We start from the raw sequence: 18,556 nt of genomic DNA, 5'->3' as shown, positions 1-18,556 counted from the left end.
GTCAGACGCTCCTGGATTCGAAGAGTTCAGTGGGAAGGGTGGAGCCGGCGGGTGCCGGGCCGGCTGAGGCAGCCTTCGGCTGGACGACGGAATTGAGCAGCGAGACGGTGTAGGGATCCTTGGGCCGGACAAACACCTCGGACACCGGGCCCTGCTCGACGATGCGGCCGCGGTACATCACCAGGACGCGGTCGCAGTAGTTGGCCACCACGCCGAGGTCATGGGTGACGATCAGCATCGAGCGGCCACTCTCCTTCGTCAGCCGGGTGAGGGTGTCCAGCACCTGCCGCTGCACGGTGAGGTCGAGCGCCGTCGTCGGTTCATCCGCGATGACCAAACGGGGGTTTAGGTACAAGGCCATGGCGATGACCACACGCTGGGCCATGCCACCGCTGAGCTCGTGCGCGTAGCCACGCATGACGCGTTCTGGATCGTTGACGCCGGAGGAGGCCAGAAGATCGAGGGCCAGGCCGCGCGATTCGGCATCGGCCTTGAGACCGTGCGCCTTGGCGATGTTCGCGAACTGCTTTTCGATGCGCACCACCGGGTTCAAAGCACTGAAGGGGTTCTGCGCCACGAAGCCGATTTCCTTGCCACGGATGTGGCGAAGCTCCCGTTCCGGCAGGCGGACCAGATCCTGGCCATGGAATTCGGCACTGCCCTCCATGATGCGCCCAGGCGGCATCAACAGCTTGACCACTGAGCGCACAACGGTGGACTTGCCCGATCCTGATTCACCCACGACGCCAACGATTTCATTGGCGCCGACCTCGAAGGAGATGCCATGGAGGACACGGGTGGTGCCTTCCCGGGAGTGGAACTCCGTCACGAGGTCCCGCACGTGAAGTCCTGTGGTCATTGTGCCCGCTCCACTCGCTCGATCTTGGTTTCGATTGCTCCGGCAATCACATTGAGTGAGCCGATGGCCAGCAGCATGGCGGCGGTCGGGAATGCCGCCGCCCACCATTCGCCGCGGATCAGCATGCTGACGCCGTCATTGATCATGGCCCCCCAGGTCGGTGTGGGCGGCTCGACACCTACGCCCAGGAAGTTCAGCGCGGCAATCGTCCCCAGTGCGTTGGCGGCTGTCAGCGTCGCCTGCACCAGGACCACGCCATAGGCGTTGCGGAAGATGTGGTTAAACGCGATCCGGATGGGCGAGCAGCCGATCGCCGCCGCGGCCTCCACGTAGCGCGCGGAGCGGAGAGCCATGGCCGCCGCCCGGGAAAGCCGTACGAACCGTGGCGCCGCAACGATGGCGATCGCCAGGACCACGTCCGTTGCCCCGCCGCCCATGAGCTTGATGGAGACGACGGCGATCACGATGATCGGTAGTGCGGCAAAGGCGTCAATGACGCGCATGATGGCCTCGCCCAGCCGGCCGCTGATGGCGAACAGTCCTAAGGGGACGCCCACCAGCAGGGACAGGGCCGTGGCGGCGAGGGCCACGGGCAGGTCCAGCTTGGCGGCCTCGATGGTCCGCGAGAAGATGTCCATCCCATTGCCATCCGTGCCGAACCAGTGCGTCCCGTTCGGCGCGATGCCGATCGCATCGGTGTCCGGACGCAGGGGGTCATACGGCAAAGGCGCCATCATCGCCAGGAGGGGCAGGCACACAATGACGGCCACCGCGATGACAACCATAATGGTGCTGGACCGGCCAACCAGGAGGGTCTGGCCGCGGCGGGCCCAGGCCGTGACCCGCAGGCCAGGCGAGGTGCGCGGAAGTCCTTGGATGCTCATGGGGCCGCCGCCTGGATTCGGCCGGCAACGGCATTGGGGGCGAGGTGGACGCGAGGGCTGTCCATGATGAGTCCACCCGCAATGTATTGAAGATCGTCCTGCTTCAGGACCAGTGGCTGTTGCATATTCAGCTCCCTGCTCGGACCATGATTGGCAACCGCCTCATATCAAAGTCTCATCACTTTATTGAAAGTGACTGTAGCGCCAAGTGTGACGAATTGCACGCTTTTTCTCAGGAATCAGGGAACCGTTCCGATGTGACTTCGGGAGTGCAGATTCCTTTCGCAGGCCATTCACGGAGGTGTGGAAAGGCCTGCACTTCTCCTTGAATGCCTAAAGCACACCATTGACACGGCCCAAAAGTTTCTTCAATATAGTGAGCAAGTGCCGATTGTGATGAAGCTCTGGTGCTATCGACGCCGCCAGCACCCACGGAACAGATGAGGAACGGAACCCGCGATGCCCAACTTTCAGGAAACAACAGCGACAGTAGCAACCCGACAGCCCGCAGCGGGCCAGCCGGTGAAATACCTCCTCCACGATGGCGAGCTAGTGGACCACGCCGACGCCCGCCTCCATGTGCTGAGCACCTCGCTTAAATACGGCGTTGGAGTCTTTGAGGGGTTCCGTGCGTACTGGAGCGAGGACGAGCATCAGCTGTACGCGTTCAGAATCGGCGACCACATGAAGCGCCTGATTGATTCCATGAGGGTCGTGGAGATTGACGGCCCGAAGGACATCGTCCAGCTCGGCGAGCAGCTGCTGGGACTGATCCGGGCCAACGGACTGCGCGGCAATCTGCACATGCGGGCCCAGGTGTTTGTCGATTCCAAGGACGGCAAGCCGGAGGACACCGGTCCCTCCACCGTGTTCATGGCAGCCATCCCCATGGGCAACTACTTCGGTTCCACGGGCCTGGATGTGCAGATCAGCAGCTGGGCACGGCTCTCGGACCGGTCCATGCCGCCCCGTGTGAAGTCGATCGCCAACTACCAGAACGGCAGGCTCGCCCTGCTGGAAGCCAAGCGCAACGGCTACAACGCGGCGCTGCTGCTCACGGAGAACGGACACGTCGCCGAGGGCGCCGGCTACAACGTCTTCATGGTCCGTCAGGGGAAGCTGTGCACTCCCCCGGTGACGGACAGCATCCTAGAGGGAATCACCCGGGACAGTGTCCTGCACCTCGCCCGCACGGAGCTGGGCATCGACGTCGACATCCGCCCCATCGACCGCACCGAGCTGTACTCGGCCGACGAAGTATTTGTCTGCGGCAGCGCGGCAGAGGTCAACCACGTCGCGTCGGTGGACCGCACCGCCATCGGCAAGGGAACGGCCGGAGACATCACCCGCAGTCTCCAGGATCTGTACCAGCAGGCCGTCCTCGGACGTGTGGCCGCGGACCAGAACTGGGTCACGCCCGTCTACTCGGCCTAGGAGGAAATCCATGCAAGACATCCAGACGCTCCAGGTGGTGTCGTCCGCGGAGCTGGCGCGTGCCGGCTACGAACACGCCTCGCTGTCCTTTGAGGCGAGCGCCGAACCGGTTCTCACCGTCAACCAGGGCGAGCATTTCTGGCTCGACGCCCGGAGCCTGCTCACCGGCGGTCTCTTCGAGGAGACCGGTGAGTACGAGAAGCTGTCCATTCCGGTCACCGGACCGGTGGCAATCCGTGGGGTGAATCCCGGCGACGCGTTGCGCGTAGACATCCACGAGATCAGAATCGCCGACCGCGGGGCCATGGTCACGCTGCCAGGACGCGGCGGCTTCACGGGGGGCCTCGGCAGGGCGGGCCACGTGGTGGAGATCGTGGACGGCCAGGTGGTGTTCGGCCACGGTATCTCCATCCCCGTTCGGCCAATGATCGGTAAGGTGGGGGTTGCGCCGGCGGGCGCCGGTCTCAATTCGAGCACCGTGGGAATCCACGGCGGCAACATGGACTGCAAGGACGTGACGGCGGCTTCCGCCGTCGTCCTCCCCGTGCAGGTGCCCGGAGCGATGCTGTACGCCGGGGATCTGCACGCGGCCCAGGGTGACGGCGAATGCTCACTGACCGCCGTCGAGGTCGAAGGCAGCGTGCGGCTCTCCTGCACGGTGGTCCCGGGGACTGCGGTTCCCAACGGCGGCGCCGGCATCCGGCGGCCGGTGGTCCTCAGCTGCGGTTCCGTCATCACCATCGGCGACGGCGACACCCTGGACGAGGCGGCGAGGCTCGCCTTGGACGACATGCTCGAACTGCTTCAAACGGACCGGAACTGGTCGCGGGAAAAGACCGCGATGCTCCTCAGCGCGGCCGCAGATGTGTCCGTCTCGCAGCTAGTCAACGCCCGCGTCTCGGCCAAGGTCACCCTAGCCTCACGCTATTTCAGCGCCGAACCTTTCACCCTTGATTCTTCCGACACCGTGAATGCGCAGGTCTCCGATGTTTGATCTCCTCCTGACCAACGGCTTGGTGGTTACACCCTCCGGTGCCGAGCGCCTGGACATCGGAATCGCGGAGGGCAAGATCGTGTCGCTCCGGGCCGCAGCGGTGGGCACACCCGACGAAGCCCGGCGTGTGGTGGACCTGAAGGGCCAGCTGGTGGTGCCGGGCGGCGTGGACCCCCATGTGCACACCAACTCGGTGCTACCGACCGCCGCGGAGAGTGGCATCATGTGCTTCGGGCCGGACCGCGTGAGCGAGGGCGCGATCTATGGCGGCACCACCACCCTCGTGGACTTTGCGCACTGGCAGCCGGGCGACGAACTGTCCGACTCGTTCGCACGGAAGTCGGCGGAGTGGGCCGGTTCCACTTACACGGATTACGCTCTGCACGGCACCTTCAAAGAGCCGGAGATCCCGTTCGAAGTCCTGGAGCAGGTCCCGGACGCTGTGGCCAACGGGCATGGCAGCTACAAGGTGTGGATGACGAACACGACACCGACGCGGCCCAAGCAGAAGACAGACCTGGGCAACATGTGGGGGCTGATGGAGCAGACGGCTGCCGCGGGCGCGATGCTTGCCGTGCACGCCGAGGACGATGACATTGTCATGTACTCGTACAAGAAGCTGCAGCGGCAGGGCAAGACCGCCCTTGAGTACATGCACCATGCCCACAACAACCTCTCCGAAAAGCTCTCCTTCCAGCGGGCCATCACCCTTGCCCACCATGTAGGGGCTCCCATCTACCTGATGCACGTCAGCGCCCGCGAGGGCGTGGATGCCATCCGCGAGGCACGGGGCCGCGGCCAGGCGGTGTACGGCGAGATCCTCCCGCACTACGCCTACTTCACAGCCGAGGACTACAAGCAGGAGAACGGCGCAATCTACCACACGTACCCGTCATTGAAGTCCGAGACCGACCGGGATTCGATGTGGGAATCGCTGCTGGACGGCTCGTTGAGCACCTTGGCCACCGACGGCGTGTGCACGGACCTGGACGTGAAGACGCGCGGCAAGACCATCCTCGACGCGACCGGCGGCCATGCCGGCGTCGAAATGCGTATGGCGGTGGCCTACACCGAAGGCGTCGCGAAGAGGGGCCTCGATCTGACCCGCTTCGTGGACATCACGTCTGCCAATGCCGCCAAGATCCTGGGCCTGTACCCGCAGAAGGGTGTGGTCGCCGTCGGCAGCGACGCGGACCTTGCCGTGCTGGACACAAACGTGGATCGCCGGATCAGCGCCTCGGATCTTCACGAGGCGGACTACACGCCGTGGGAGGGCTACCAGGTGGCGGCGTGGCCAAGCATGACCGTGCTGCGCGGGACCGTCATGGTGGAGGACCGGAAGTTGCTGACGGGCCCGGGCGGATCGCTGCTGAAGCAGCGAGTGTCCAGCGACGTCCTCAACCGGCCGGCCTGCTGAGCCAGCGGGCCGCGCATTCCGCTTGCCGCCGTACGCCAGTGGCCTCTGCGCGAATGATCTTTGGGCCACAAGAAAGGGCCGCCGATGCCCAGCCTGAGCAATGGTACGTCTACTTTCGGCGCAGCCAGAAGGCGAAGGCAGTAGGCGGCCGGCCGAAACGAGCAAGATGCGACTGCAGTCAGATCAGGGCGGCCACGGAAGCAGAGTCCGAGTCCCCCACATCTCGAATCTTCTGACCGTCCTGCCGCGGGCAATAGAGACCGTTCGGGACATCGGATCGCCAGGCCGCCACGAACATCAACAACTCGGAAGGACTGGGCCGCAAAGTATCCCCTGAAATCAGATAGCTGGAAGAAACGATGTCGGCAGAACCGGCCCACAAAGGACCAAATGCAGCCCGAACGCGTTGACAAGGTGTTGACACTGTCAACATCCCATTTGGGCGGACCATCGCGCCGTCAGCCGCTTTGCATGGTCCGCACGAGGGAGGTAGTGGAAGGAAATCCCCTTGGTCACGTCGTCAACAGAACCCTTAATCATGAATGAGTGTTGGCCAACAAGGGCCACCACAACAAGCCAGAGAAGAGGACCGATTAACCCCGCATCCCAGCAGGCGAACGGCCCACCGGCCAGGACCCTGAACCCGCCACCCCCATAACTTCAAAGGAAACCGCGGCGCCAGGCACAGACGGCGTCAGAAGGACCCGCGGAGGGTCAATGTACACACATTAAGGCAAAAACCCCTCTGACGAGGGGTCATGCTGTGCCCGAGGTGGGACTCGAACCGGGTTCCAGCCCTTGAATATCCGCCACTCCCCCGAAAACCTCCGCAATCCGGCCCAGTCCGCCACCAGTACGACCCGATCCGAAGCCCAGGGTGTGCACATTGTGCACACCCTCCCTTTTGTCCACTACGACTCCCCCAACCAGGCTGCTTAGAGGGCCGTCCGGGCGGGACATTTGTGTCTTGTGTGCGATTTCGCTCCGATATGAAGATTCGGCCTCCGAAACCGGACCGGCCCCGAACAAGCACCGCACCAGGGGGCGGCCCTCATGCTGGAAATCGACGAACATCATGGTGGCGGTTTCCTCCTTTCCGAACATCTCATGGAGAAGAGAACAGCAACCTACATGACCAACCGACAGGCTGGCCCTCCAGAAAGTGAACACGCACCACCAACGGCGCAGCAGCCGACCGCAACGTCCGCCTCTTCCCGGCAAAGAGAGCAGTACGACCTGAGGCCCCAGTTCCCTCTGCACTGGGTGCCGTTTGAGACCACTCCCCGGGCGCCATGCCTTTCAGCGGGCGATGGCGGCACTTCCGGCGGCAAATGAGCCCACCAGTTCGGGGAGGTCTTTTACCCCGGCGAGGATGCGCAGGTGCGGGTGCCTGCCCAGCTCCTCCGCGCCGAGTTTTCCGGTGAGGACACCGACGCCGGCAACGCCAGCGTTTGCGGCTGCCTGTAGGTCATTGACGGTATCGCCGGCGGCCAGCACGGCGGCAACGTTTAGGACGCCGGTGCGCTCCATGGCGCGGTGGATCATGTGGGGCGCCGGCCGGCCGCGGGGCACCTCGTCGGAGGTGACGACGGCGTCCAGCAGTTCGCCATCCCCCACGCGCCAGCCCAGGGTGGCCAGCAGCGGATCAGCCACATCCCGAGAGAAGCCCGTAGTCAGAGCCACCTTGACGCCCATGGATTTCAGGGTCCGCAGCGCGTCCTCCACGCCGTCCAGGGGCACGGGTGCGTTCGCAGCGTAGAGGGCCGCCAGGATCTCCCGGAAGCGGACGAAGGTCCGCGCAACGAGCCCGGGCTCGGCGGCACCGCCGCCAAGTTCCAGCAGCGCGGCGATAGCCTCGGTCTTGTCCGCTCCCATCCACGTCTGGAGGTTCGAGGGGGTCACGTCCGGGCCCGCCTCCCGGACGGATTCCTCAAGTGCGCGGTAGACATCCCCGTGTTCGTCGATGGTGGTTCCGGCCATGTCGAGGGCGACAAGTTCAATCATTGCGGTGCTCCTTGGGATGTCGGCACTCGGACCAGGTTGGCGCGGTGCTCGCTTGTGTTTTCGATGGTGAAGTTGGTCAGGCCGGGGATGTACCTGTCATCGGAGTATTCAATGGGCTCCCCGGCCGCGGATGACGTCAGGCGCCGTTCACGGAGCAAGGGTGCCCCGGGTTCGACGCCGAGTAATTCCGCATCCAGCCCCTGAGCTGCCACGGCGTCGATCGTGTGCCGGCCCCGGCTCAGGTCCACCCCATGGCTTTTTAGGAAGCTGAAAATGGAGCCGCTGTCCGTATCGAAGTCGAAAAGCAGCCGGCCGACGTCGAGGACGAAGCTTGTTCGCTCCACCATGGCCGGCGCATCCCCGAGAAGGCGCAACCGCAGGACTTCCACAACAGGCTCGCCGGCCCTGATTCCTAGCTGGGCAGCCACCTCGGGCGACGCTGGGCGACGGGCGATCTCGCGCGTCTTCTGGCCGGGGGTCTTGCCAATGGATCCCGCCCATTCCGTAAAGGACATGAACGTTGTGAACGGCTGGGACAACGCCGCCCGGCCGGCAACAGGCTGCTTGCCGCGCCCGCCCAAAATGAGACCCTCCGTGCGCAGAGCTGAGAGGGCCTGCCGGACGGTTCCCCGGGAGGCCTCTAATTCCCGGCAAAGCTCCGCCTCGCTGGGAATCTGGGATCCCTCGGCCCATAACCCAGACGTGATCCGCATACGAAGTTCGTCGGTCAGGCGCTGGTGGAGAGGCTGTAGCTGCGATAAGGACATGACTTGATCATACAAGTCGCATATGCGGGCTTCCCAGACATCCCGGCCTCTTTGGATGAACAAGGCCCTAACTCCGCGGAGCTTCAATGAACAACCCGTTAACTTGTACATACAACTGCCAATTTGGCTTGATTGCAGAAGCGCCCAGCAGCCACTATCGATCTTGTGAATACTGAAAACCTTCAAAGCCAAGCCGCCAGCAGCGTCCCTTCCTCCGTGGACGTGGTGGTGGTCGGGGCAGGCATCGTGGGACTGGCCCATGCCGCCCTTGCCAACGAACGCGGGCTCTCCGTGCTGGTCATCGAACGCGACCACCGAGCAGTGGGCGCCTCCATCCGGAACTTCGGGCACTGCTGCATTACCGCGCAGACCGGCGACTTGTATGAACTGGCCGTCACCGGCCGCAAGCACTGGCTGGCCTACTCGGAACGCGCCGGCTTCTGGGCTACAGAATCCGGCGCCGTAGTAGTTGCGCGAACCGAAACAGAACTCCGCGTCCTCCAGGAGCTGGCGGAACGCCGCGAACCCGGCCAGATCGTGTTGCTCAGCGCCGCGGAAACGTCCGCGCGGCTGGGCCGACCGGCTGTCGGGGTTGCGGACCCAACGGAAAGTCCCTTCGTCGGCGGCGCGTGGCTTCGCGATGACCTCCGCGTCGATCCCCGGACCACGGTGGCGAGCCTCGCCGCGTGGCTGGACTCCCGCACGGACGCGTCAGTGCGGTGGAACACATCCGCCCTCGGCTTCGCCGCCGGGACCGGGCGGACAGCCCTTGTCCGGACAAGCCGGGGCGATGTGGAAGCTGACCATGTGTTTGTGTGCGTGGGCCACGACGTGGACCTGCTCTTCCCCGAGGTTGCCGAAGGACACAAAATCCAACGCTGCTCACTCCAGATGGCAGCCGCGGCGGGCCCCGACGGATTGGACCTGGACCCCGCGGTCCTGACCGCCACCTCCATGCTCCGCTATGGCGCCTTTGTGGAAATGCCATCCGCGCCGGACCTCCTCGCGGAAGTCCAGGCGCAGGACCCTGCCCTCCTGGACATCGGAGCCAACGTGATGTTCACCCAGCGCCCTGACGGCACCCTGTTGCTGGGCGACTCCCACGCCTACCAAAAAACGGTTGAACCCTTCCTGGTGGAGCCCACCACAGCACTCCTGCTGGACCGCATCCAGGAGGTCCTGGGTGTCGACAGCCTCGACATCACGGAACGCTGGCAGGGCATTTACGCCTCGTCCGAGGTGGGTCCGCTGCTGATTGCCGGCGTTGCACCCGGCGTCACTGCCGTGTCTGTCACCGCGGGAATCGGCATGACCGTTTCCTTTGGGCTGGCAGCGCGCAACATCTCCGCCCTCCCCTGAAAATCGTCCTCTCCTTTCCCCAAAACTTCCTGCCCGTTCGCCTAAACCCCCTGAAGGATTCCCCATGAACACCCGTTACTTTGCCCTGATTCCCGCTGCCCTTCTGGCTGCTGCCGGGCTGTCCTCCTGTGCCAACACGGAAGCGCAGACCGCTTCAGCGAACGCGCCCGCCTATTGCGCCGATGGCCCCATTAAATTCGGCATCGAGCCCTTCGAAGACCCCACCAAACTCGAGCCTGCTTACCGCGTCCTCGCGGACGCCCTGGAGGACCGGCTCGGCTGCGAAGTGGAGGTCCAGGTAGTGGAGGACTACTCCGCCGAGGTGCTCGCCATGGCCAATAACCGCCTGGACATCGGACAGTTCGGACCCATGGGCTACGTCTTCGCCAGCACCAAGGCGGGAGCGGAACCTATCGCCTCCTTCGGGACGGCCCACGGCAAACTCAGCACGTACACGGCCGGCATGTGGGTGGCCAAGGACTCCGCCATCCAGTCCATCAACGACCTCAAGGGCAAGGATGTGGCACTCGGAAGCATCGGCTCCACCTCCGGAGATGTCCTCCCGCGCTACGGACTCAAGAAGGCCGGCATCAGCGAATCGGACCTGGACATCAGCTACTCAGGCGGGCACCCCGAAGCCCTCCTTGCCCTGACCAATGGGACAGTTGACGCCGCGCAGATCAACTCCCAGACCTTCGCCTCGGCAACCGCCGCCGGCACGTTCAAGGCTGAGGATTTCCGGCAGATCTGGACCTCGGACGCCATCCCCAACGATCCAATCACCATCCGTGGAAACGCCGATCCCGCCCTCAAGGAAGCCGTCCGCGACGCACTGGTGAACCTCCCCGCCGAAGCCATCGAAAAGGTGGGCGCGTTCCTGGACGTCACGCCCCCGGGCCCGCTGCTGGCCGTCACAAAAGACACCTACCAGCCGCTGTTCGATCTCGCCGCCACCATGGGACTCACTGAGGAGGACCTGTGACCGCCGTCGAAGTCGCGGGCCTGACCAAGGCTTATGCCGGCACCAAGGTACTGGACGGCGTCGATTTCACCGTCCGGGCAGGTGAACTGCTCGCGTTCCTGGGCGCCAACGGCTCGGGCAAATCCACCACCCTCAAGTGCGTCATCGGGCTGACCCGCCCGGACACCGGCACCATCCGGGTCCAAGGCAAGGACCTGGGTGCGCTTCAGGGTCGGGCCCGGATCCAGGCGCGCAGCGAGGCCGCCATGGTCTTCCAGAAAATCCATCTGGTCCCGCGGCGCACGGCCCTGGACAACGTCTGCTCCGGCGGACTCCTGCGGGTCCGCGGCCTTGCCTCGGCCAGTCCGGCGTTCTTTGCCAAAGGACTGAAGGAGGAAGCCATGGCCTGCCTGGACCGCGTAGGACTGGCAGGTGTTGCGCTGGAAAGGACGGGAAAACTCTCCGGCGGCCAGCAGCAGCGCGTCGCGATCGCCCGGGCCCTCTGCCAGCGCGCGTCGGTAGTGCTGGCGGACGAACCGGTCTCCGCCCTGGACCCCCACGCAGCTGAACAAGTCATGGCCCTCCTGGCCGAACTCGCCCACACCGAGAACCTCGCCGTAGCAGCGGTGCTGCACCAGCCGGACCTCGCGATCCGCCACGCGGACCGCGCCATAGGACTCCTCAAGGGAAAGATTGCGTTCGACGGCAGCATGGCCGGCCTGACGGACGAGGTCCTGGAGACGCTGTACGCACCGGACAGGGTTGCAGCATGAGCGCCCCTGCCCTCCCCCGCGCCCCGCGCCAAGGGACCCGCAGGGGAACCATCGCCGCCGCCGCAGTGGTCTTTGTTGTTCTGCACCTGATTGCATTCGAGAGCACCGAATTCAAACCGGCACTGCTGATTGACGGCGCCCAGGGCATGGGGCGGTTCCTCGCCGAGGCGTTCCCACCGGACCTGAACTGGGACAAGGTGCTCAAGCCCAGCCTCGAAGCCACCCTGGTGACGCTCTGGATCGGGCTGCTGGGAACCACACTCTCCATACCGACCGCCCTCCTGCTCGCCGCACTGGCCTCTGAGACCACCTCACCGCATCCCGTGGTGTACCAGGCAGCGCGCGCCATACTGTCCTTCTTCCGGGCCGTTCCTGACGTAGTTTTCGCCTTGATCTTCGTCACCGCAGTGGGTCTTGGACCCTTCGCAGGCGTACTCGCCCTCATCTGCCACAACACCGGGGTGATGGGCAAACTCTGGGCCGAAGCCATGGAAGAGAGCGACCAAGGACCAGTCCAGGCACTTGCCTCAGCCGGTGCCAGCAAACTGCAACAGACGTTCCACGCGAGCATCCCACTGGTGGTCCCACAGTTCGTGGGACTGCTCCTATACCGGTTCGACGTGAACGTGCGATCCTCCCTGGTGCTCGGACTGGTGGGCGCCGGCGGCGTGGGCCTGCTCATCAACCAGGCCATCAAATCATTCCAGTTCGATCAAATGCTCACTCACATCATCGTCGTGCTCGTCCTGATCGTCGCAGTTGACCGGGCGTCGGCCATGATCCGACGCAAGCTCGCCTGACTGAAGGTAAGGACACGTGGACGACGGTGGGACCTCCCGTCGTCGTCCACTCTGTCTGCGCGGACCTCTGACGCGGAGGTTCAGTCTCTCCGTGAGGCGCAGCAGGGTCTTGGGTGGAAACCACTCGGAACGATCCAGAGAGCAGACGGCAGCATCGATCACGCCGACGTCGGCGGAGAGACGATATTGGCCGTTACGTCAGCCCCGACCCGGTCTGGAGGGTCGGGCCAGGTGGCCTGGGCAGGACCAGAAAGAGCTCCTGATTAACGGCCTCCAGGTCCAGGAAGCCGGATCGAAGGGCTCATGGGCGCCGGTCATCTCCATGTAGTCGTCGACATAGCTGATGGTGGCCGAGTTCCCGGACCATTCCACTGAGTATTGCCCGTCCTTGAACGGGTCGTAGCCGTTATTGGTGCTGATCGCGGCGCGGAAATCGAGGAGCGGGCCGCAGGCGGGATCGTAGATGGGGTGTCTGCCGACCAGGAGGCAGCTGCTGTCGAGGATAAGGAGCCGGTGGGCACCGTTCGGTGTTTGGATGCTGCGGTAGGTCGTGTCCGCCACGATCGTCATGAACGCACCGAAGAGGGAGAACGCGGTCAGGGCAGAGGCGGTCAGGGCAGAGTCGGTCAGGGACCAGAGGATGGTTGCCGCCGCGGTCCGCAGCCGGCCCGGGGGAATCATGCTCACGGTGATGCCCCGTGTGTTGCAACGACCGCTAGACGCCAAGCCCACGAAACGGCTCAACTTTCGACCAGCGCTGACAAAAACGACAGTACAGCTAGCTGCTGGCCTAAGGTGCGCACGTCAGGTTTCTGAGACAGTTTTATCGTTGTTTTTCGGTTACGCAGCCAGGGAGTCCTGGTCGCCGGTCTGGTGGGCGGTGAGGGCTGCCGCCGGGGGACGGTGACCCGCTCTGGCATTTGGCCGTTTGCGGTTGTACCAGGACTCGATATAGTCCATGACCGAGGTGCGGGCCGCGAGCCGGCTGGTGAAGCTGTGGTGTTGGTAGAACTCGGTCTTCAGATGCGAGAAGAAATTTTCGGCGACGGCATTATCCCAGCACACGCCGACCTTGCCCATGGACTGGGTAACGTTGTTCCCGGCGCACCAGCCCTGGAATTTGGCAGAGGTGTACTGGGCGCCGCGGTCCGAATGGAAGACCGCCCCGTCCGCATGCAGGTAGCCGTGATCGCGGGCCATGGCCAGCGCCCCCGCGCATAGCTCCGTGCGCATGTGGCCGTTGTTAACGCCAACCGAAAATCGGGCCAGAAACGCCAACTGAAAATGAGACCACTGACCAATACGGAAGGTGATCACAATTGGATGTTTGGGCGCAGAGACGCCACCGATTCGCGACGGGGAAGATCTCCAAGGGGTAGCTGGCCAGGAGCTTGGGGTTTCCCTGGGGATCCGAGGTCGGCTACCTCGATGAGCTCGCCCGGCTGATCGGCCAAGACGCTGCCTGAGTAAATCGACCCGGGGTTTCGTCGCGATTGGTCATCCCCATTTGGAATGATCGGGCACGACTGAGCCGGCGCCTCCGGCCCCTTCTGCCTGAACGACGCCGGCTCAACAACGCTTTAAGGCCACCCAGATTAACGCTTCAGCGGTCCTGAAGATAGCGAATTGCGGTTCGGCTGTCTAGCACTTCGGCATACTTGGCTTGGAGATCGAAGAGCGAAGCCTGATGCACCGGCTCGTTTCGGTCTCCCACACCGTCGCTGACGACGATGGGGATGAAGCCGTGCTGAATGGCATCCACGGCCGTCGCCCGGACGCACCCGCTGGTGCTGGTCCCAACAATGACGACCGTATCCACACCCTGTGCGTGAAGCAGCGAGCCAAGGCTCGTGCCGAAGAATGCGCTGGCATATTGCTTGACGATCACTGTTTCGTCCGGCAAGGGGCTAACTTCGGGCATGATCCGGCCATCGGGGGTTTCGCCGATAAGCCGCCGCAGCGCGGGGACCTTCTTGATAAATACGCCTCCGTCCGCACCCTCAGGCCCATATCGGACTTTGGTGTGTATCACGGGTACTGAATTCAGGCGGGCTGCAGCGATCACCTCGGCGGCTACTGGCAGGCAGGACCCGGAGGGCAGACACAGAGGGCTTTCCGCATCGAAGTATGCCTGCATCAGGTCGATTGAGAGCACAGCGGGCTTCTTCCCCGGCGTTAGGGATCCGTTAAAGCCGTCGGTGAATCCCTCCACGGTTTCGCTCACACTGCCAGAGGCGGCGTCGGTGCAGGCAACCCGGTTTCGACCAGACTGTTGGCCAGCAGCGTTGCCATGTCACCACCCCGGTTGAAGAGGGGCAGTGGCTCTTCGCGGATCGACCGCAGCTCGGACCGCAGCGCGTCGGTTGCACCGGCGTCGAGCTCCCCGTCCTCGTTGCAGGCCACGCCGTAGCGGCGGGCCCCGGCAGCAGACACCAGGCCGCGGCGCACTTCCTTGCAGACCAGTTCGGGATCTCGGGCAAGCGGGTCGCCCCATCCGCCGCCGCCCCAGGTGACGAAGTGGAGGACATCGTCCTTGCCGACGGCGACATCATGTATCTTGCTGGGCAGCACCTCCGTGGTGCCATTGGCCCTATCGATCCACTTGCGGCCCCGGGATCCCGGTTCCCCGCCTTTGACTCCCCAGGGGTAGGTCAGCCAGCGGTCATCGTGGATTGCGATGGTGCCCGGCTCCAGGAAGCGGTAGGCAACGTCCACTCCATTGCCGCCCCGGTGGAGTCCCGGGCCGCCGGAGTCCGGGATGGTTTCCCAGCGGTCCACGATCAACGGGTAGTAGGACTCCAGGTATTCGCAGGGGATGTTGACAAAGGAGGGCCACAGCGAATGACCGTCGGGGCCGTCGCCGACCGGCCGGCCGGGGATGCCGCCGAAACCGATGGAATAGAGCTGGAACCATTCGCCCTTCCGTTCCCCTTCGCTGTAGTTGCCGGAATACATAAAGTGCGGGGACGATGAGAACCCTGCAGCGTTCAGCAGGTCCGGGTTGGCCTGCCCCAACAACCCGCCAAAGAGGTCGAAGAGCCGGCCGATGCCGTGGTTGCGGCCGTTCAGGGCCGCCGGGTACTTGGGTTTCCAGAATGAATTCTCCGGGATTTCAACGTCCACCAGCGGATAAAAGCCGTCGTTCCAAAGGATTTGCGGATCCGCGACGGTGATCATGTAGATGCCGAAGAACATGCGGATCAGATTCTCGTTGATGTAGTAGTTGATCGGCCCCTGAGCTTGAGGACTGCTGCCCGTGAGGTCAATCAGCACCTTCTCGCCGGTGCGCGTGATGGTCATCGTCAGCTCGTAGGGCCCGAACCCGCGTCCGTCATCGTCAATGTAGTCCGTGAAGGAAAGCGGCTTGTTCTCTTCAAATACAAGTGCGAGCAGGACTTTCATGGCGCGGTAGTTACGGTCGAGCAGCGCATTCAGGGCCGAGGTGTAGGTGTCCACACCGAAGCGGGCGCACATCTCCTGGACCCGCCGCGACGCCGTGCTGCAGCCCGCAACGATACCGTTGAGGTCGGCCCGGTTCCAGTCCGGTTTGCGGACCTGGTTCAGGATGATGCCCAGCGACGTTTCGTCGCGTTCGCCCTTCCTATACAGCTTGAAGGGCGGGATGATTACGCCTTCTTCGAAGATTGTGCGGGCGTCCGTGGGCATAGAGGCCGGGGTCTTGCCGCCGACGTCGGTCATGTGCCCGAACTGGGATGCCCAGCCGACGATGCGTCCCTCGAAGAAGATGGGCATGACGACGAGCCAGTCGTTCGCGTGGCTGATAGCGGCGCCGCAAGAGTACGGGTCCGATGTCATCAGCACATCACCTTCCTCGATGGTGCCGCTGAAGTTTTCGAGGAAATCCGGGATGGACAGGCCAAACTGGCCCACGATCATCTTTCCGGCTGGATCAGCGATCAAGGGGAACTCGTCGTGCTGTTCACGGATGCCAGGGCTCAGTGCCGTGCGGAAAAGCGTTTCGTCCATTTCGTAGCGGGCGCTGCGGAGAGCATTTTCGATGAGGTCGAGGGTCACAACGTCCACGTCCACCGTGTTGAGGGGTCGCGTGGCGGTTTCAACTATCTTTGCCATGGGTCAGTCCTTTGCGGTGGCGGGGTCGGCAGTGGGTCGGATGAGCAGGCTGCCGTGCGGGTGGACGGTCGCCGAGTGCCCGGGAAGAACCAGTGTTGTGGAGTCCATTTCGGTGATGACCGCGGGGCCGGTGACCACATTGCCGGCCTTGAGCCGGTTGCGGTCATAAATGATGGCCTCGATGTTCTCTCCGTCAACGAAAATCGTGTGTTTGCTGCGTTCAGCCTCGGAGGGATCAATTCCGCCCTCTTCAAGGGTGATGGACGCTACCTCGGGCCGGGGTCCACTGACGGTGGCGCGGGCGGTGACGAGTTCGTGTTCGTTGTCGAGCAGGAAGGCGAAGAGCCGCTCGTGCTCTTTGTCGAATTGGGCGCGTAGCTGGGTGAGCCCGTCGCCTTGGCCGAAAGTATCGAGATTTACCGTGATAGGAATTTCAAATCCCTGGCCGTGGTATCGCAGGTCCGCCGAGTACGTGACGGTGAGGTCTTTCTCGTCCAGGCCGGCCGCCAGGAGCGATTCGCGGGCGGTGGCCTCCAAGTCCTCCATAACGCCGCGGACTTGCACGTCGTTGAGTTCACTGAAGCGCCGGACCAGTGTGCGGGCAGACTCATCGCGAAGGCTTGTTGTTGCGTCGCCGTACGCGCAAAGCACTCCTGGTGAGGGCGGAATGATCACCGGCCAGGCTCCGGTCAACTTACCCAGGGCATTGGCGTGCAGGGGGCCGGCACCGCCGAACGCGACCAGCGCGAAATCCCTGGGATCGAATCCCTGCTGCGTTGAAACGAGTTTCAGGGCACCGTAGATGTTCTCGTTGACGATGTCGATGATGCCCTCGGCTGCGTTTTCCACCCCGTCCAGTCCGACGGCTTCGGCGATCATCTTCACTGCAGTGCCGGCAGCCTCGGCGTCGAGGCCTATCTCACCGCCGGCGAGCTGCGAGGGAAGGTAGCCCAGGACCACGTTCGCGTCGGTGACGGTGGGATCCAACCCCCCTCGGCCGTAAGAGGCAGGTCCGGGAGATGCGCCCGCCGACTGGGGACCCACCCGCAGGGCCTGGGTAAGTTGAGGGACGTGTGCGATGGAGCCGCCGCCTGCACCTACTGTGCGGACATCGACGGAGGTTGCACGGACTGTCAGGTCACCGACAGTGGTTTCGCGGCCGATGCGCGGTGTCAGGTTCTGCACGAGCGCGACGTCGGTGGACGTGCCGCCCATGTCAAAGGTCAACAGGTCCGAGAAGCCCGCCTGTTCCGCGGCCCATACCGCGCCGGTGACACCGCCTGCAGGTCCCGAGAGCAAGAGGGACACGGGGTTGCCCGAAGCCACCCGGCCCGAAACCAGTCCACCGTCACTGCGCAGGATGGACAGTTGCGCGTCGACGCCCGCCTCGCCAAGCTTGCTCTCCAGATTGCCAACATATCGGGACACCTGGCCCTGCACATAGGCGTTCGCGACGGTTGTGATGGTGCGCTCGTACTCGCGGAGCTCGGGGAGAACAATGGAGGACCGCGAAACGGGGATGCCCGGGAGTTCTTCGGCTGCGATCTCGGCGATGCGCTGCTCGTGCTCGCCGTTGGCGTAGGAGTTGATCAGGCTGATGCTAAGCGCCTCAATACCTTTTTTCTTCAGTTTTCGCAGCTGAATCCGGACGTCTTGCTCGTCCAGTGCCGTGATTACTTCACCGCTGGTGGTGATCCGTCCAATCACCTCGACCGTGTCTTCGAGGTCGGCGAGCGGCTCAGGTTTGGGCCAGATGATCCAGCCAGCCAAACCACCAGGAACGAATGACCGCGCGATCTGCAACACCTGGCGGAAACCCTTTGTTGTGACGAGTCCAACACGGGCACCCTTATGTTCCAGAATGGCGTTAGTCGCGACAGTCGTGCCATGAAGAACTTCCCGTACCTCCGACATGGCAATGCCGGCAGCCATACACACCTGTTCAATGCCATGCAACACCGCGATGGACTGGTCCTCAGGCGTGGACGACGTCTTGTATCGGTGCGTCTTCCCTGTCTCCTCATCTATCAGCAGAATGTCCGTGAATGTACCGCCGACATCTACACCAAGCCGAAACGCCATCAGTTCTCCTCAAATAGGAACAGCTCAATACCGGGCGCTTCCGCGCCATGGGCGGGTAATGCAAGACGTCAACCGACGCATCCGGGAACAGCCAACGTCCGACCCCGGAGGATAAGAGCCGCTCGGACTC

At 63.7% G+C, this 18,556-nt stretch carries 16 protein-coding genes and 1 pseudogene; 7 read left to right on the top strand and 10 right to left on the bottom strand.

Annotated elements, in window-relative coordinates; translation table 11 throughout:
- Nucleotide 1 precedes the first annotated feature (1 nt).
- Together ACZY0Y_RS14125 and ACZY0Y_RS14120 are read right to left on the bottom strand one after the other, a co-directional pair.
- Nucleotides 2–859, bottom strand: coding sequence for an ABC transporter ATP-binding protein (locus tag ACZY0Y_RS14125; RefSeq protein ID WP_463958607.1), 858 nt, complete (start codon nt 857–859; stop codon nt 2–4).
- On the bottom strand, nt 856–1,743 hold the full coding sequence (locus tag ACZY0Y_RS14120; RefSeq protein ID WP_463958605.1) for an ABC transporter permease: 888 nt from the start codon (nt 1,741–1,743) through the stop codon (nt 856–858). The genes ACZY0Y_RS14125 and ACZY0Y_RS14120 overlap by 4 nt, the downstream gene beginning before the upstream one ends.
- A gap of 459 nt (nt 1,744–2,202) precedes the next feature.
- On the opposite strand from ACZY0Y_RS14120, the gene ACZY0Y_RS14115 reads away from it, so the two are divergent.
- The 3 genes from ACZY0Y_RS14115 to ACZY0Y_RS14105 are packed head-to-tail and all read left to right on the top strand — an operon-like array spanning nt 2,203 to nt 5,588.
- Nucleotides 2,203–3,177 (top strand): branched-chain amino acid transaminase, encoded by a 975-nt coding sequence (locus ACZY0Y_RS14115; RefSeq protein ID WP_463958604.1) that lies wholly within the window; start codon nt 2,203–2,205, stop codon nt 3,175–3,177.
- A 10-nt stretch (nt 3,178–3,187) separates the two neighbouring features.
- Entirely contained in the window at nt 3,188–4,171 is a 984-nt protein-coding gene (locus ACZY0Y_RS14110; RefSeq protein ID WP_463958602.1) for an acetamidase/formamidase family protein, read from the top strand.
- Complete coding sequence (locus tag ACZY0Y_RS14105) at nt 4,164–5,588, top strand: amidohydrolase family protein (RefSeq protein ID WP_463958600.1); 1,425 nt, start codon at nt 4,164–4,166, stop codon at nt 5,586–5,588. Before ACZY0Y_RS14110 ends, ACZY0Y_RS14105 begins: the two co-directional genes overlap by 8 nt.
- Before the next feature lie 1,299 nt (nt 5,589–6,887).
- On the opposite strand, the gene ACZY0Y_RS14100 is transcribed toward ACZY0Y_RS14105, so the two are convergent.
- From ACZY0Y_RS14100 to ACZY0Y_RS14090, 3 genes and pseudogenes are all read right to left on the bottom strand, one after another.
- Nucleotides 6,888–7,592, bottom strand: a complete 705-nt coding sequence (locus ACZY0Y_RS14100) for a phosphonatase-like hydrolase (protein ID WP_463958598.1) — start codon at nt 7,590–7,592, stop codon at nt 6,888–6,890.
- Nucleotides 7,589–8,107 carry a GntR family transcriptional regulator gene (locus ACZY0Y_RS14095; protein WP_463877747.1) on the bottom strand — a complete coding sequence of 173 codons (519 nt, stop codon included), beginning with the start codon at nt 8,105–8,107 and terminating at the stop codon, nt 7,589–7,591. Before ACZY0Y_RS14095 ends, ACZY0Y_RS14100 begins: the two co-directional genes overlap by 4 nt.
- A gap of 75 nt (nt 8,108–8,182) precedes the next feature.
- Nucleotides 8,183–8,359, bottom strand: a pseudogene (locus ACZY0Y_RS14090) (GntR family transcriptional regulator); the annotation flags it as partial.
- A 165-nt stretch (nt 8,360–8,524) separates the two neighbouring features.
- Here ACZY0Y_RS14090 and ACZY0Y_RS14085 point away from each other — a divergent pair.
- The 4 genes from ACZY0Y_RS14085 to phnE all read left to right on the top strand — a co-directional run bounded on the left by ACZY0Y_RS14085 (nt 8,525) and on the right by phnE (nt 12,252).
- Nucleotides 8,525–9,718 carry a TIGR03364 family FAD-dependent oxidoreductase gene (locus tag ACZY0Y_RS14085; protein WP_463958597.1) on the top strand — a complete coding sequence of 398 codons (1,194 nt, stop codon included), beginning with the start codon at nt 8,525–8,527 and terminating at the stop codon, nt 9,716–9,718.
- A 64-nt stretch (nt 9,719–9,782) separates the two neighbouring features.
- Complete coding sequence (locus ACZY0Y_RS14080; protein ID WP_463958595.1) at nt 9,783–10,700, top strand: phosphate/phosphite/phosphonate ABC transporter substrate-binding protein; 918 nt, start codon at nt 9,783–9,785, stop codon at nt 10,698–10,700.
- A complete protein-coding gene (locus ACZY0Y_RS14075; protein WP_463958593.1) occupies nt 10,697–11,452 on the top strand; it encodes a phosphonate ABC transporter ATP-binding protein in 756 nt (251 codons plus the stop codon). The genes ACZY0Y_RS14080 and ACZY0Y_RS14075 overlap by 4 nt, the downstream gene beginning before the upstream one ends.
- Entirely contained in the window at nt 11,449–12,252 is an 804-nt protein-coding gene (gene phnE / locus ACZY0Y_RS14070) for a phosphonate ABC transporter, permease protein PhnE (RefSeq protein WP_463877637.1), read from the top strand. The genes ACZY0Y_RS14075 and phnE overlap by 4 nt, the downstream gene beginning before the upstream one ends.
- Before the next feature lie 198 nt (nt 12,253–12,450).
- Here phnE and ACZY0Y_RS14065 read toward each other — a convergent pair whose 3' ends face one another.
- The 5 genes from ACZY0Y_RS14065 to ACZY0Y_RS14045 form a co-directional block, all read right to left on the bottom strand.
- Nucleotides 12,451–12,939: a hypothetical protein gene (locus tag ACZY0Y_RS14065; protein ID WP_463958591.1), complete on the bottom strand. Its 489-nt coding sequence runs from the start codon at nt 12,937–12,939 to the stop codon at nt 12,451–12,453.
- A 153-nt stretch (nt 12,940–13,092) separates the two neighbouring features.
- Complete coding sequence (locus tag ACZY0Y_RS14060) at nt 13,093–13,569, bottom strand: integrase core domain-containing protein (protein ID WP_463958590.1); 477 nt, start codon at nt 13,567–13,569, stop codon at nt 13,093–13,095.
- Between the two features lie 286 nt (nt 13,570–13,855).
- Nucleotides 13,856–14,476 carry an isochorismatase family protein gene (locus ACZY0Y_RS14055; protein ID WP_463958588.1) on the bottom strand — a complete coding sequence of 207 codons (621 nt, stop codon included), beginning with the start codon at nt 14,474–14,476 and terminating at the stop codon, nt 13,856–13,858.
- Nucleotides 14,473–16,344, bottom strand: a complete 1,872-nt coding sequence (locus ACZY0Y_RS14050; RefSeq protein ID WP_463958586.1) for a hydantoinase B/oxoprolinase family protein — start codon at nt 16,342–16,344, stop codon at nt 14,473–14,475. Before ACZY0Y_RS14050 ends, ACZY0Y_RS14055 begins: the two co-directional genes overlap by 4 nt.
- A gap of 3 nt (nt 16,345–16,347) precedes the next feature.
- Entirely contained in the window at nt 16,348–18,426 is a 2,079-nt protein-coding gene (locus tag ACZY0Y_RS14045) for a hydantoinase/oxoprolinase family protein (protein ID WP_463958584.1), read from the bottom strand.
- Nucleotides 18,427–18,556 lie beyond the last annotated feature (130 nt).

It is taken from the genome of Pseudarthrobacter kochi (genome assembly GCF_055412805.1).
This window is presented reverse-complemented; position numbering and strand designations above follow the sequence as displayed.